Source organism: Halorussus halobius, assembly GCF_004765805.1.
Lineage (GTDB): Archaea > Halobacteriota > Halobacteria > Halobacteriales > Haladaptataceae > Halorussus > Halorussus halobius.
Map to the genome: position 1 here is coordinate 82,558 of NZ_ML219773.1, position 13,742 is coordinate 96,299.

Genomic DNA, 13,742 nt, shown 5'->3' on the forward strand with positions numbered 1-13,742 from the left:
CATGTGCGGACGCCTCTCGCTGTTCGCGGACCCCGCGCTCGTCGCCGAGCGATTCGACGCCGAGCCGACGCGACCGCTCGACCCCCGGTACAACGTCGCGCCGAGCCAGCGCCATCCGGTCGTCCGCAACGACGACCCCGACGCCGTTCGGTTTCCGACGTGGGGACTCGTCCCGAAGTGGGCCGACGGCTCGGGGTCGGGCCACGTCAACGCCCGCGCCGAGACGCTGGCCGACAAGCCCAGCTTCCGCGAGGCGTACGCTCAGCGCCGGTGTCTCGTGCTCGCGGACGGCTTCTACGACTGGACGGACACGCCCACGGGCAAACAGCCCTACCGGTTCGAGCGCGAGGACCGCGACCCCTTCGCGCTCGCCGGGCTGTGGGAACCGCCGGGCGACGACTGCCCGGCGACGTTTACCGTCGTGACCACCGAGGCGAACGCCGTGGTCGAGCCCGTCCACCACCGGATGCCGGTCGTGCTGTCGTCCGAGCGAGCCCGGCGGCGGTGGCTCCGAGGCGATTCCGACCGGGCCGTGCGTGGCGGGGCCGAGGAAGCGAGCGACGACGCGGCCGCGTCGTCGCTCGCGGACCTGCTCGACCCGAGGCCCACGCCGGAACTGCACGCGTACCCCGTCTCGTCGGCGCTGAACGACCCCGCGAACGACTCGGCGGCGCTCGTCGAGGCGGTCCCGGCCGAGGAGGACGTCCAGACGGGGCTCGACGAGTTCTGAGGCGTCGGCCGCGAAAACGGAAAGGGAGTAGCGAGCCGTCGCGACCCCCGGTACGAGAACTTTCGTGGGAGGCTTGGTGACACGTCGGCGGGAGGCCAGCCCGCCACCAGCGCCCCCGGCACCGCCGGGACGGTCGCTCGCTTGCACGCTCTGCGCCCGAGCCGCCGGGCGCACCAGTACGTGACGGCGGGTTCGGACTTTGTTATGGGGCGTGTTCTGGGCCGTAGGAGGTGGCTGTCGGGCGGGCTCCCGGCGGTAGGCGGGGACAACCGGAGCGGCGGCCCCGGGTCTCGACGCCTACGACTGCTCGCGGCCGGGGTCGTGGTCCTCGAACCACTCGGTTATCGCCTCTAGCCGGTGGATCGCCCGGTCGGGAGCGCCGATGTCGTGGTGCTCGTCGGGGTACACCACGAGCTTGGCGTCGACGCCCTGCTTTTTCGCGCTGACGTAGAGCTGTTCGGCCTGCGAGGGCGGACATCGCCAGTCCTCGCCGCCGGCGGTCACGAGCAACGGGGCGTCGAGGTCGCCGACCCGGGGGAGGCTCGACACCTTCCGGTACTCCTCCTCGTTCTCCCACGGGACCCCGAGCTCGGCCTCGTGCCACGGGTGGCTGTCGCTCGTCCCGAACACCGAGTAGAAGTCGTAGATGCCGTGCTCGGCCGCTCCCGCCGCGAACGCGTCGGTCCGCGTGAGTAGCTGGGCGGTCGTGATGCCGCCGTACGAGAAGCCGGTGGCGAACAGCCGGTCGGGGTCGCCCCAACCGCGCTCGACCAGCGACTCGACGCCGCTGACCACGTCGTCGACCTCCCGGGGTCCCCAGTCGCTCGCGATGGACTCGGCGAAGTCGCGACCGTAGGAGGTGCTGCCACGGTAGTTGGTCCGCAACACCACGTAGCCCCGGCTCGTCCAGTAGACGTAATCGAATTTGAACTCCGGGGCGTCGTAGGACATCGGGCCGCCGTGGATGGACGCGATCACCGGGCGGGGCTCGGGGTCGTCGGGGTCGAGGTCCGGCGGGAGGTACGCCACGCCCTCGATCTCGACGCCGTCGTCGTTCTCGAACGTGACCCGCCTGCACGTCGGCGGCTCCACTCCGTCGAGCAGGCCGTCGTTCGGCTCCGAGACCCGGACCAGCGGGTCGGCGTCGGGCCCGGCGTCGAGGTCCGCGACGTCGACCGCGTACACGTCGGCCGGCGCGTCGGGCGCGGACAGACAGAGGGCGACGGTGCCGCCGGCGACGTCGAACTGCGCTATCTCCCGATAGGACCCCTGCGCGTCGAATAGCCGCTCGGGGTCGTCCCGGTCGGCGTCGAACCGGGCCAGCCGGGTCCGTCCCTCGTCGGCTATCGCGCCGACCAGTTCGTCGTCGCCGACCCACTCGGGGGTGGCCTGGGCCGCCACCGTGCGGTCGAGCGACCCCGAGACCGAGTCGTAGCGCCCGGTCGACGGGTCGGCCACGTACGTCTCCGAGGGCGCGTACCAGTTCTCGGGGTCGCCCGCGACGAACGAGAGCCGTCGACCTTCGGGGCTCCAGCGGGGACTGTTCGCCTGCAGTTCGGACTCCGTGAGCACGTCGAGGTTCGACCCGTCGGGGTCGACGACGCAGACGTCCATCGCGTGCGTGTCGTCGGGGCGCTCGGCCCGCGAGGAGACGAACGCGATTCGGTCGGTCGGTCCCCAGCGCGGCTGGAGGCCCATCAGGGGCGCGAGCGAGCCCGCGGCGTACGCCTCGTCGAGGCGGGTCGCCTCGCGGGTCTCGCAGTCGACGACGAACAGGTAGGTCCGCACGTCGTCGAGCCACCCAGCGCCGTCGCGCTTGTGCTGGAGCCGGGTGGTCTCGATGGGGCCGCCCTCCTCGCGGCGGTCGAGGTACTCGCGCTGGTCGTCGGTCGGGTCGCGCGCGGCGACGACGACGCGCTCGCCGTCGGGCGACCAGTCGAACTCCTCGACGCCCTCCTCGAAGTCGGTCACCTGCCGGGCGTCGCCGCCCCGGTCGAGGTCGAACGTCCAGACCTGCGGCCTGGGCTCCTCGTCGGGCGAGTCGTCGTCCTCGTCGCCGTCGTCGGGCCGGCCGAGTCGGAGCGTGCGGTCCTCCCTCGCGGCGACGAACCCGAGCCGTCGACCGTCGGGGCTCCACGCCGGAGCGCCCGCGTCCGAGACCCGGGTGAGTCGGTGGGGCGACTCCGTCCCGTCGGTCGGCGCGACGTAGAGGCCGTGGCACCGCTCGTCCTCGACGCCGTCGTACTCCTCGACGAGGTACGCCACTCGGTCGCCCGACGGCGACACCGCCACGTCGGTCGCGATTCGCTGGTCGTAGTACGCTTCCGCCTGAAGTTCGGTGTGTCCTGTCATCTGTGTCGGTCGCAATCGCGTCGATTATTCGAAGTGATTCGAGCGCTGGAGGTGGTCGAGACAGACCAGCCCCGCACGGGCCTGGATGGCAACGAGCCGCCGGATGGGGATGGCCCGGTAGTCGAGGTCCTCGAGCAGGTCGGCGTTGACGTCGTGGAAGCGCCGCTCGACTGCCGCCTTGACGGCCTCGAGTTCCTCGACGTCGGTCGAGGCCTCGTCGGCGCTCATCGCGGCGTGGTCGAGCACCCGCAGGAACGTCCCGAACGACAGCATCCGGTAGAACGGCCGGACGGTCAGCGCGTCGACCGTCTGGGCGACCGTGGCCGGCTCGTCGAGGTCCGGCTCGGTCTCGGCCCACGTGCGCTTGGCCTCGAGCCGGTCGGCCGACTTCTCGACGGTCTCCTCGACGGCGCGCTTCAGCCGGGAGTCGGGCAGGTCGTCGGCCACCCGGTCGTACTGCTCGGCGAGGAACGCGACGAGGCGCTCGGCCCGGTCGACGCCGTCGAGGACGACCTCGCGCCGGGACCGGTCGGTGGTCTCGTCGGACGCTATCTGGGGGTCGTAGAAGTACGGCAGTTCGGTCACCAGTTCGACGACGTCGGGGTTGTGTTTCCGCGCGAAGTCGAGGCTGCCGGCACCGCTGTCGAGCATCTCGGCCGGGTCCCGGTCGGTGTTGTCCGCGAGGTAGTCGTACTGCCGGGTCGCCGAGGGCATCCGGAACACCGCGTCGCCGAACGCCTCCATCCACGGGGCCTCCGGTTCGCCGAGGTCGAGCGGGACGTCGTGGTCGCGGGCGATGGACCGGAGCTCCTCGAACACGGGGAGTTCGCGGCTGACGTAGTAGTAACAGCCGCCGAACCCGGCGTTGTGGAGGCTGTAGACGAAGTCGGGTTCGTGCTCGGCGATGGCCTCCATCAGCATCTCCGTCTCGGGGAGCGGGTCGTCGAACTCGTACCCCTCGTATTCTAGGGGGAACGTCCACTCGACCTGCTCGTCGCTCGCCGGCCGGTAGAAGTTCTGGGCGTAGTTCGAGGTCGTGAACGGACCGTCGAACCACCCCTGATTGAGCAGGGTCCCGTCGACGTCGGCGGTCTTCACGAAGACGAACTCGTAGTCGAACGACCGCCGCAGGTCGTCGTCCTCGGCGAGTCGCCGCGACAGGAAGTCGATGGTCATGCTCCCGATGGGTTCGTTGGGATGCGGGGCCGCGAACATGAACGCGGTATGGGGCCCCTCCCCGACCCGCGTCGACCAGATTTCGTTTCCGTCGCTGCTCTCGCCGAGCACCTCGAACGACACGTGGTCGTGGTCCGCGGCGAGGCGCTCGTCGCGTCGCCTGTGCTCGGCGACGCTGAAGAACGACTCGTAGCGGGGAATCTCCGACGCGAGGTCGTCGAACGACCGGTACGGGTCCCCCGAGGCATGCCCTGCCATGCCTCATGCAGGTCATTACCCAAATATGGTAGTTTTGATATCAACCGAGAATATCGACATATATTCGACAAGACGACTATTTCTTTGAACGATATAAATTATATACGGCATGTAGAGAAAAAGTCCGGTAGGAAAAACTACTTCTTGGGTGCCTACTCAGGGGTGGTATATCGATGCAAAGAGACGACCTATCGAACCTCGATAGACGGACGTTGACGAAGCTCCTCGGCTCGGCGTCCATCACGGCGCTGGCCGGCTGTACCGGCGACGGCGACGACGGCGCGGCGACGACGACCGACGACGGGTCGGCCGGCGGCGAGACGACCGACGGCGAGCCGGCCGAGACCGAGACCCCGACGGACCCGAGCGAGATCGACACCGGCGGGGAGCTGACGTTCTTCTCGTCGGAGATCGCGCCCAGCCTCGACCCCCACGACACGATGGGGTACGGTGCGGCCGAGCAGTACATCCCGTACGACCAGTTGCTCTCGTACGACCAGAACCTCGAGTGGCAGCCCGAACTGGCGACCGACGTCGAGATTCCGGACAACCAGACCTACGTCTTCCCCCTCCGGGAGGGCGTCACCTTCCACGACGGCAGCGAGTGGAACGCCGAGGTCGCGAAGTGGAACTTCGACCGCCTGCTGTCGGACTACTCGCCCGAGGCGGCCAACTTCAGCTACGTCGACGAGGTCGAGGCCAGCGGCGACATGGAGCTGACCATCCACCTCTCGGAGCCGTTCGCCCCGTTCCTCGACAACCTCAACTCCTCGGCGTACTTCGTCTCGCGGGCCGCGCTCGAAGGCGAGGAAGACGAGTGGATGAAGCAGAACCCGGTCGGGACCGGCCCGTTCGAGTTCGAGTCGTGGGACACCCAGAACGACGTGCTGGTGTACACGCGCAACGACGACTACTGGAAGGAGGACGAGGCGGGCAACCAGCTCCCCTACCTCGAACGGTGGGAGTTCCGGGCGCTCCCCGAGGACACGACCCGGCTCAACGCCTACCAGGACGAGGGGAACTACCTCCACGGCGTCCCGCCCGAGAGCGTCTCTGACCTGCGCGAGGACGACGCCCACGAGTTGGTCAGCATGCTGGGCCAGTCGAACACCATCGACTTCCTGACGATGAACACCCAGCAGGGGCCGTTCGCGGACCCGCTCGTCCGGGAGGCCGCCTTCTACGCCATCGACAACCAGCAGCTCCGCGAGTTCACCACCGACATCGACGAGCTCGTGGGGCCGCTGCCCGAGTCCAACTGGGGGTCCAACTCCGACCTCGAAGCCGCCTACGACCCCGAACAGGCCCGGTCGCTGCTGTCCGAGGCCGGGATGGGCGACGGGTTCGACGTGACCCTCAAGACGTACAACAACAACCCCCGGCGACGCGAGGTGTGTACGGTCGCCCAGCAGATGCTCGGCGAGGTCGGCATCGAGGTCGAACTCGAGACCTTGGAGTCACAGACGCTCATCCAGCAGATGAGCAACAACGAGTGGGAGCTGGCCAGCCTCAACTGGGGCGGGGGCGGCCACCTCGACCCCTACGGGAACCTCCACACGCTGTTCCACACGGAGGGCCAGTACAACTGGATCGCCAACTACCAGAACGAGGACCTCGACGAACTGCTCGACGAGGCGCTCACCATAACGGACCGCGAGGAGCGGGCCGACCTCTACCGGGAGGCCGAGCGCATGGTCTTCGAGGACCACCCGATGATCTGGTTCGGCCGCTTCGAGACCTACGTCTCCCACTACGACGAGGTGAACAACGTCAAGCCCATCCGGCCGACCGGCTTCTTCCCCGAGTATCGCACGGTCTGGGTCGACCAGGACGAGTAACGCCCTCTCGCCCCCTCCATGGAGTGTTAACACATGGCCTCTAGCCTGCAGCGATACGCCATCAAGCGGCTGTTACACCTGTTTCCGGTGCTGTTCGGCGTGAGCATCATCACCTTCCTGTTCATCCACATCGCGCCGGGCGGGCCGGCGTACGCCATGCTGGGCGTCGAAGCCACCCCCGAGAAGGTGGCCCAGATTCGCGCCCAGTACGGGCTCGACCAGCCCCTCCCGGTGCAGTACGTCACGTGGCTCGCCAACGTCGTCCAGCTCGAACTGGGCGAGAGCATCATCGAGGGCGTCCCGGTGTCGGAACTCATCGTGACCCGGCTCCCGGTGAGCCTCTCGGTGGCCATCGCGGCGATGACGGTGAGCCTCGCCATCAGCATCCCCGCCGGCATCGTGAGCGCGGTCGAGAAGGACGAGTGGCCCGACACGCTCGCGCGGGTGTTCGCGTTCTGGGGCGTCTCGATGCCGAACTTCTGGCTCGGCATCCTGCTCATCCTGTTCGTCAGCGTCCGGCTCGGGTGGCTCCCGATATACGGCTACGTGAGCCCGACCGAGTCGGTCGTCCAGTGGATTCGACACCTGATACTCCCCGCGATCACGCTGGGGACGGCGCTGGCGGCCATCGTCACCCGCATCATGCGGTCGTCGATGCTGGAGACGCTCAACGAGGACTACCTCAAGACCGCCCGAGCGAAGGGCGTCGACGAGCGAACCATCGTGACCAAGCACGCGCTCCGGAACGCGCTCATCCCGGTCACGACCATCGTCGGACTCCAGCTCGGCTCCCTGCTCGGCGGGAGCGTCCTCGTCGAGGTCGTGTTCGCGCTCCCGGGCATGGGACAGCTGGTGGTTGACTCGATATTCAGCCGCGACTTCCCGGTCGTACAGGGAGCGGTCCTGGTGTACGCGCTCATCTTCGTGCTGGTGAACCTGGGCGTCGACCTCCTGTACGCGTACATCGACCCACGCATCAAGTACTAACATGTCTACTGAACAACAACCACGAGGCGACCAGACGCGCCACGACAGTTCGGACGCGGGAGCAGCCCCCGCGTCGCCCGCCGACCCGAAGCGCCGAGCGGTCAGGACCATCCTCCGAAATCGCGGCGGCCTCTTCGGCACGGCCATCATCGCGCTGGTGGTCGGCGTCGCCGCGTTCGCGGCCGTCGACAACTTCCTGCTCGACAGGGCCGTCATCTCGGCGCTGTACCACGACCCGAGGGCGCTCGACGCGACCGCGCGGCTCTCGGGCCCCAGCGCGGCCCACCCGCTGGGCACAGACAACCTCGGCCGGGACGTCCTCTCGCGCATCGTCTACGGCACGCGGGTCAGCCTGCAAGTCGGCCTGCTCGCGGTCTCGATCAGCGTGGTCGTGGGGACGGCGTTCGGCATCGTCGCGGGCTACTTCGGCGGCGTCGTCGACGACGCCATCATGCGGTTCGTCGACGTGCTGCTGGCGTTCCCGGGCATCATCCTCGCCATCGCGGTCGCGGGCGCGCTCGGCCCGAGCATCCGGAACGTCATCATCGCGCTCGCCATCCAGGGCTGGGTGACCTACGCCCGGCTCATCCGGGGTGAGGTGCTCTCGGTCCGCGAGCGCGAGTACGTCAAGGCGGCCAGGTCCATCGGGGCGAGCGACCGACAGATAATCGTGGGCGACATCCTGCCCAACACGATATACCCGGTCATCGTCCAGGCGACGCTGAGCCTGGGCGGCATCATCATCGCCGAGGCGGGGCTGTCGTTCCTCGGACTCGGCCCCCAGCCCCCGACCGCCTCGTGGGGGATGATGCTGTCGACCGGCCGGTCGTACATCCAGTCGGCGTGGTGGCTCTCGCTGTTCCCCGGCGTCGCCATCTTCATCACCGTCATGGGGTTCAACCTGTTCGGCGACGTGCTCCGCGACGTCCTCGACCCCCGCGAGAGCACCAGTCAGGGAGGGTCGATGTAGATGAACGACAGCGAGTCGAGCGGCCGGTCGGCGGCCGACTCCGGGGCGGACCCGCTGGTGTCCGTCGAGGACCTCGAAGTCCGGTTCTTCACCGAGGACGGGGCAGTCAGGGCGGTCAACGGCGTGTCGTTCGACGTCATGCCCGGCGAGACGGTCGGCATCGTCGGCGAGTCGGGCGCCGGCAAGTCGGTCACCGCCCAGGCGCTGCTCCGGTTGATAGACGACCCGGGCCGGGTGACCGACGGCCGGATACGGTTCCGCGACAAGGACGTCCTCTCGTACTCCGACTCGGAACTGCAGTCGTATCGCGGCGGCTCGGTCTCGATGATATTCCAGGACCCCCAGACCTACCTGAACCCGGTGTACACCGTCGGCGAGCAGATAGCCGAGGCCGTCCGCATCCACCAGGACGCCGACCGTCAGGCCGCCCGCGAGGAGGCCGTCGAGATGCTCGACAAGGTGGGCATCGCCGACCCCGAGGGCCGGTACGACGACTACCCTCACGAGTTCTCGGGCGGGATGAAACAGCGCGCGCTCATCGCCATCGCGCTGTCGTGCGACCCGGACCTCCTGATCGCCGACGAGCCCACGACCGCGCTCGACGTCACCACCGAGGCCCAGATACTCCGGCTCATCTCGGAGCTGTCCGAGGAGTTCGACACGTCGGTCGTGTTCATCACCCACGACCTGAGCGTCGTCGCGGAGCTGTGCGACCGCGCCATCGTGATGTACGCGGGCGAGGTCGCGGAGGACTCCCCCGTCGAGGCCCTGTTCGACGACCCGCTCCACCCGTACACGGAGGGGCTGCTCGACAGCATTCCCGCCCGGGTGGGTCCCGGCGAACGCATCGACCCGATTCCGGGCCAGATGCCGAACTCGCGAAACCTCCCGTCGGGCTGTCGATTCCATCCCCGGTGCCCGTACGCGGTCGAGGAGTGTCGCCGCCACGAGCCGCCCCTCGTCGACGTCGACGGGCGGCGCGCGGCCTGCTATCGGTTCGTCGACGGCGTGGAGGTGGACGAATGAGCGACGACGCCATCCTCCGGGTCCGGGACCTGCGGAAGTACTACGGGACCGACTCGGGCGCGGTGGCGCGGGCGCTCGACCGCCTCCTCGGCGACGACGGCGGCACTCCGGCCAAGGCCGTCGACGGGATATCGTTCGACGTCGGCGAGGCCGAGACGTTCGGTCTCGTCGGCGAGTCGGGCTGTGGGAAGTCGACGGTGGCACAGACGCTGCTCAACTTGCTGCCGGCCACCGGCGGGAGCGCCGAGTACCGGACCGACGACGGCTGGGTCGACATCGTGGACCCGGACGTCGACGAGTCGGTGGTCCGCGAGGACATCCAGATGGTGTTCCAGGACCCGGAGTCGTCGCTCAACCCCCGGCGGACGGTCGGGGAGGCGATACGCCGCCCGCTGGCCATCCACGACATCGGCACCGAGGACGAACAGCGGTCGCGAGTCGTCGACCTGCTCGAACGGGTCGGCCTGTCGGCGTCCCACTACGACCGGTACCCCCACGAGTTCTCGGGCGGGCAACAGCAGCGCATCGCCATCGCCAGAGCGCTGGCGGTCGACCCGTCGTTCATCGTCCTCGACGAACCCACCAGCGCGCTCGACGTCTCGATACAGGGCCAGATACTGAACCTGCTGGAGGACCTGCAGGACGAGTTCGGGGTGTCGTACCTCTTTATCTCTCACGACCTGAGCGTCATCCAGTACGTGGCCGACCGCATCGGCGTGATGTACCTCGGCGAGATGGTCGAGACCGGGCCGACGGAGGCCGTCTTCGAGCGCCCGAGCCACCCCTACACGATATCGCTGCTGTCGTCGATTCCCAAGCCCGACCCCCACGCCGACGCCCGGAAGATAAACCTGACCGGGGACGTCCCCTCGCCGGAGGACCCGCCGTCGGGGTGCAAGTTCCACACGCGCTGTCCCGTGGCCATCGAGGACGAGTGCCGGGCGATGAACCCCGAACTCGAACGGGTGCCGAGCGACGAGGACGGCTCCCACCTCGGGGCCTGTCACCTGATGGACCGGGACTTCGACATGGAGACGTTCGAAATCTGACCGCGATGGCTCCACCGCACGACTCCGACGACCCGAGGGCTTCGGACGCCGACCAGCCCACCGTCCGGGACTGGGCGTCGCAACTGGCGGCCCGGTTTCTGCCGCCCGGCGTCCGGGCGCGGGCGGTCGACGTCGACATCACCGCGCCGTCCGAGGTCGAACGGGACCAGTCGGTAGCGTTCGACGTCACGCTTCGCAACCGGCTCCCGGTGCCGGTCGAACTCGACACCGGGCTCCGGCCGTGGTACTGGCACGTCGACGGCGTCCACGACGCCGACCGGGCCGAACCCGACCCCGACGGGCAGTTGCTCGGCGAGTCGGGGACGCTGGCGTTCGGGCCGCGCGAGGCCAAGGAGCTGTCGCTGTCGTGGGACGGTCGAGTGCGCGCCGACGAGGACGGTCCGTTCCTCCCGCTCGACCCCGGCGAACACGAACTCGGCGTCGAGGTCACGGCGACGAACGCGGCCCGTCCGCGTGCGGTCCACCGCTTCCGGGTCGTGTAGTTCCGGGGCCGTCCCGCGAGCGACCCGGCGTCGCCACTCGCGGTCGGACTCGTCGGGAGAAGGTCCAGGTGCGAGAATCGAACCCGCGTCTCAGCCTCCACAAGGCTGAAGGATGGTCCACTACCCCAACCCGGACACGCAGGTAGACGTAGTGGCTCGCGAATTAAAATACGTTACGACTCCGCGCGATACCGCGACGCGAAGCGACGACACCCTTTTGAGCGCTACCGCCCTACGGGTCGGCAAGCGTGGCCATCACGGACAAGATATACGTCAAGAACCACCGCCAGATCGGCTCCCAGCTGGAGACCAACATCCCGAAGGGGGCGTTCAAGGGCGCGACGCTCGACATGCTGTTCCAGGGCCAGAACCTCGCCCAGCTCGACGACACCACCCAGGAGCGCGTGCTCGACTTCGCCGAGGACTTCCTGGATTGTGACTGCCAGAGCAACCCCTACTGTGGGTGTGCCGAGCGGAAGTTCATGCGGTACCTGCTCGAACTCCGCGAGCAGGGGCTGGGCCCCGAGGCCATCGTCGACGTGATGACCGACGACTACATGGTGTACGCCTACCCGGGCGACGTGCTCTCGTTTCTCGACGACTCGGTCCGCACCCTCGAAGCCGTCGAGGAACTCGCCGACGTGGAGGGCGACGACGAGGCCGCGACGACGGCCCGCGAGAAGAAACGCACCCTCTCCGGGTAGGCGGTCGCCGAGCGCAGTTCGGCCGACGTTTCCCGTCCGCGGTCGCTTCGTTCTCCGCGCGTCTCACTCGTCGCGGTCGTCCGCCGGCTCCTCCTCGGGCGAGGTCTCGCGGACGGTGACCGCCGAGATTCGCGCGCCTTCGACCCGCTCGACGTCGAACCGGTAGTCGTCGACGGCCACGCGGTCGCCGACCGCCGGGGCGCGCCCGAGTCGGTCGAGCACGAGTCCGCCGACCGTCTCGACGCCCTCGACCGCGAAGTCCGCGTCGACCGCCTCGTTGACCTCCGAGACGGCGACGCCGCCGTCGACCGCGTACGTGCCGTCCTCCCGGCGCTGTATCGACGGTTCGGCCTCGTCGGGGTCGAAGTCGTCGCGGAGGTCGCCGACGATTTCCTCGACGACGTCCTCGACCGTGACGATGCCCTCGAACGACCCCCACTCGTCGATTATCGCGGCCATCTGGCGCTGCTCGTCCTGAAACGTCGCCAAGAGGTCGTCGATGCGGCCCGTCTCCGGCACGACCGGCAGCTCGCGGGCGAGGTCGCCCGCGGTCGTCGGTGCCGCGTCGGCGTCGACCCCCTCACCGGCTCGCCGGGCCTCGGTCGCTCGGATGACGTCTTTCACGTCGACGAAGCCGACGACCTGCTCGCCGTCGCCCTCCTCGAGGACCGGGTATCGCGTGTGGCCCTCGTCGACGACCAGCGTCCGGAGGGCCGCCAGCGGCAGGTCCGCGGGGACGCTCACCACGTCGGGTCGCGGAATCATGACCTCGCGGACGGTGGTGTCGTCGAGCTCGAAGACGCGCTCTATCATCTCGACTTCGGCCTTGTCCACGTTGCCCTCCCGACCCGACCGGGACAGCACCATCCGGAGCTCCTCCTCTTCGAGGGTCTCGTCGGTCTCGGACGCCGGCGGGATGCCGATGAGTCGCGTGAAGGCGTTGGCGGTGCCGTTGAACACGACCAGTCCGGGGTAGAACACGTAGTAGAAGAACTTCATCGGCGCGGCCACGAACAGCGCGATGCGCTCGGCCTGCGCGATGGCGATGGTCTTGGGCGCGAGCTCGCCGAAGACGACGTGGAGGAAGGTGATGATGGAGAACCCGATGGCCAACGACACGAGGTGAATCAGCCCCGAGGGCAAGACGGGTTCGAGCACCGGCTCGACCAGCGCGGCCACGGCGGGCTCGCCGACCCACCCGAGGCCGAGCGACGCGATGGTGATGCCCAGTTGCGTGACCGCCAGGTAGTCGTCGAGGTTCGCCATCGCGTCCTGGAGCATCGCCGCGCCCGAGCGGCCCTCCTCGACGAGGCTCTCGACCGTGGTCGCCCGAATCCGGACGTAGGCGAACTCGGCGGCCACGAAGAAGCCGTTGAGGACCACGAGGACGAGCGCGAGCAACACCTGCCCGACCGAGAGCGCGACGTCTACCATCCGTCCCTCCGTGTCGGCCTCGCGGCGGGGCGTTCGCGGACGGCGATACGCGACGACGCCGAGGGGAGCGGCGCGTCGTCCGGGGGGAGAACGCGGGTCATGGCGGCCGTTACGCCCCGCCGTCACAAAACGATGGCGAGTCGGCCTCTGCTACCCGATGCGGTACGTGTCGTCGGCGTCGAGTTCGTCGTCGAGCTCGTCGAGGTCGACGACCTCCTCCGCGTCGCTCTGGGCGTCGACCTGTTGCTTGAGGCGGTCGACGTACTGCTTGTACTCGTCTAGTTGCTCGCGGAGGTGGTCGGCTTCGAGTTCGAGGCGCTCGTGCTCGCGCACGAAGCTCTTGGGCACTTCGACCGTGGGCGGGAACTCCCGCCCGTCGGTCTCCTCGCCGATCTCGCTCTCGGGGACGACCTTCACCCGTCCGTCGTGGGCCACCAGCGCGTCCACGTAGTCGCGGAACACCGCCGACAGCGAGAGGTCCCGCCGTTCGGCGATCTCCCGGAGCGTCTCGAAGGAGTCCTCGTTGACCCGGAACGAGATCGTCTTGTTCTTGTTGCCCATATCGTCGATACGTTCCGCGCGACGATACTTAAGGATTGGTGGGCGGAGGGGTCGTGTACGGCCCCAACTCGAACTCGTTCCGGGGAGCGAGACAAGGCTCGTGGGAGCGTGTCTCCCACGGCGCGACCCGTCAGTGGTCGCGCCCAAGCGCGCG

12 protein-coding genes and 1 tRNA gene are annotated in these 13,742 nt (G+C 68.6%); 8 read left to right on the plus strand and 5 right to left on the minus strand.

The annotated features are described in order from the left end of the window. The first annotated feature begins 1 nt into the window (after window position 1). Window positions 2–730 (plus strand): SOS response-associated peptidase, encoded by a 729-nt coding sequence (locus EPL03_RS00430; protein ID WP_135827367.1) that lies wholly within the window; start codon window positions 2–4, stop codon window positions 728–730. Between the two features lie 297 nt (window positions 731–1,027). On the opposite strand, the gene EPL03_RS00435 is transcribed toward EPL03_RS00430, so the two are convergent. Then, entirely contained in the window at window positions 1,028–3,082 is a 2,055-nt protein-coding gene (locus tag EPL03_RS00435) for a S9 family peptidase (protein ID WP_135827368.1), read from the minus strand. 24 nt (window positions 3,083–3,106) lie between these two features. Next, complete coding sequence (locus EPL03_RS00440; RefSeq protein ID WP_135827369.1) at window positions 3,107–4,516, minus strand: M14 family metallopeptidase; 1,410 nt, start codon at window positions 4,514–4,516, stop codon at window positions 3,107–3,109. Between the two features lie 173 nt (window positions 4,517–4,689). On the opposite strand from EPL03_RS00440, the gene EPL03_RS00445 reads away from it, so the two are divergent. From EPL03_RS00445 to EPL03_RS00470, 6 genes are read left to right on the plus strand one after another with little or no spacing between them, the layout of a single operon-like run. Then, on the plus strand, window positions 4,690–6,354 hold the full coding sequence (locus EPL03_RS00445) for an ABC transporter substrate-binding protein (protein WP_135827370.1): 1,665 nt from the start codon (window positions 4,690–4,692) through the stop codon (window positions 6,352–6,354). Window positions 6,355–6,387: 33 nt separating this feature from the next. Beyond that, window positions 6,388–7,341, plus strand: a complete 954-nt coding sequence (nikB, locus tag EPL03_RS00450) for a nickel ABC transporter permease (protein ID WP_210424876.1) — start codon at window positions 6,388–6,390, stop codon at window positions 7,339–7,341. A 1-nt stretch (window position 7,342) separates the two neighbouring features. After that, complete coding sequence (gene nikC / locus EPL03_RS00455; protein ID WP_135827371.1) at window positions 7,343–8,311, plus strand: nickel transporter permease; 969 nt, start codon at window positions 7,343–7,345, stop codon at window positions 8,309–8,311. Continuing rightward, the gene (locus EPL03_RS00460; protein ID WP_135827372.1) at window positions 8,312–9,337 is read left to right on the plus strand and encodes an ABC transporter ATP-binding protein; all 1,026 of its coding nucleotides are present in this window, start codon (window positions 8,312–8,314) and stop codon (window positions 9,335–9,337) included. Next, on the plus strand, window positions 9,334–10,386 hold the full coding sequence (locus tag EPL03_RS00465) for an ABC transporter ATP-binding protein (protein ID WP_135827373.1): 1,053 nt from the start codon (window positions 9,334–9,336) through the stop codon (window positions 10,384–10,386). Before EPL03_RS00460 ends, EPL03_RS00465 begins: the two co-directional genes overlap by 4 nt. A 5-nt stretch (window positions 10,387–10,391) precedes the next feature. Continuing rightward, a complete protein-coding gene (locus EPL03_RS00470) occupies window positions 10,392–10,889 on the plus strand; it encodes a hypothetical protein (protein ID WP_135827374.1) in 498 nt (165 codons plus the stop codon). A gap of 62 nt (window positions 10,890–10,951) precedes the next feature. Here the strand turns inward: EPL03_RS00470 and EPL03_RS00475 are convergent. Beyond that, a tRNA-His gene (locus EPL03_RS00475) sits at window positions 10,952–11,024 on the minus strand. A gap of 113 nt (window positions 11,025–11,137) precedes the next feature. On the opposite strand from EPL03_RS00475, the gene EPL03_RS00480 reads away from it, so the two are divergent. After that, entirely contained in the window at window positions 11,138–11,593 is a 456-nt protein-coding gene (locus EPL03_RS00480) for a DUF5814 domain-containing protein (protein ID WP_135827375.1), read from the plus strand. Between the two features lie 63 nt (window positions 11,594–11,656). Here the strand turns inward: EPL03_RS00480 and EPL03_RS00485 are convergent, their stop codons facing one another. Together EPL03_RS00485 and EPL03_RS00490 are read right to left on the minus strand one after the other, a co-directional pair. Continuing rightward, complete coding sequence (locus EPL03_RS00485) at window positions 11,657–13,027, minus strand: hemolysin family protein (protein WP_135827376.1); 1,371 nt, start codon at window positions 13,025–13,027, stop codon at window positions 11,657–11,659. Between the two features lie 150 nt (window positions 13,028–13,177). Next, window positions 13,178–13,588 (minus strand): ribbon-helix-helix protein, CopG family, encoded by a 411-nt coding sequence (locus tag EPL03_RS00490; RefSeq protein WP_135827377.1) that lies wholly within the window; start codon window positions 13,586–13,588, stop codon window positions 13,178–13,180. Window positions 13,589–13,742 lie beyond the last annotated feature (154 nt).

What these genes read in the sequence shown, in the direction of transcription:
- EPL03_RS00430 (WP_135827367.1), top strand. Translation starts at nt 2, where the DNA reads ATGTGCGGACGCCTCTCGCTGTTCGCGGACCCCGCGCTCGTCGCCGAG.
- EPL03_RS00435 (WP_135827368.1), bottom strand. Translation starts at nt 3,082, where the DNA reads ATGACAGGACACACCGAACTTCAGGCGGAAGCGTACTACGACCAGCGA.
- EPL03_RS00440 (WP_135827369.1), bottom strand. Translation starts at nt 4,516, where the DNA reads ATGGCAGGGCATGCCTCGGGGGACCCGTACCGGTCGTTCGACGACCTC.
- EPL03_RS00445 (WP_135827370.1), top strand. Translation starts at nt 4,690, where the DNA reads ATGCAAAGAGACGACCTATCGAACCTCGATAGACGGACGTTGACGAAG.
- nikB (WP_210424876.1), top strand. Translation starts at nt 6,388, where the DNA reads ATGGCCTCTAGCCTGCAGCGATACGCCATCAAGCGGCTGTTACACCTG.
- nikC (WP_135827371.1), top strand. Translation starts at nt 7,343, where the DNA reads ATGTCTACTGAACAACAACCACGAGGCGACCAGACGCGCCACGACAGT.
- EPL03_RS00460 (WP_135827372.1), top strand. Translation starts at nt 8,312, where the DNA reads ATGAACGACAGCGAGTCGAGCGGCCGGTCGGCGGCCGACTCCGGGGCG.
- EPL03_RS00465 (WP_135827373.1), top strand. Translation starts at nt 9,334, where the DNA reads ATGAGCGACGACGCCATCCTCCGGGTCCGGGACCTGCGGAAGTACTAC.
- EPL03_RS00470 (WP_135827374.1), top strand. Translation starts at nt 10,392, where the DNA reads ATGGCTCCACCGCACGACTCCGACGACCCGAGGGCTTCGGACGCCGAC.
- EPL03_RS00485 (WP_135827376.1), bottom strand. Translation starts at nt 13,027, where the DNA reads ATGGTAGACGTCGCGCTCTCGGTCGGGCAGGTGTTGCTCGCGCTCGTC.
- EPL03_RS00490 (WP_135827377.1), bottom strand. Translation starts at nt 13,588, where the DNA reads ATGGGCAACAAGAACAAGACGATCTCGTTCCGGGTCAACGAGGACTCC.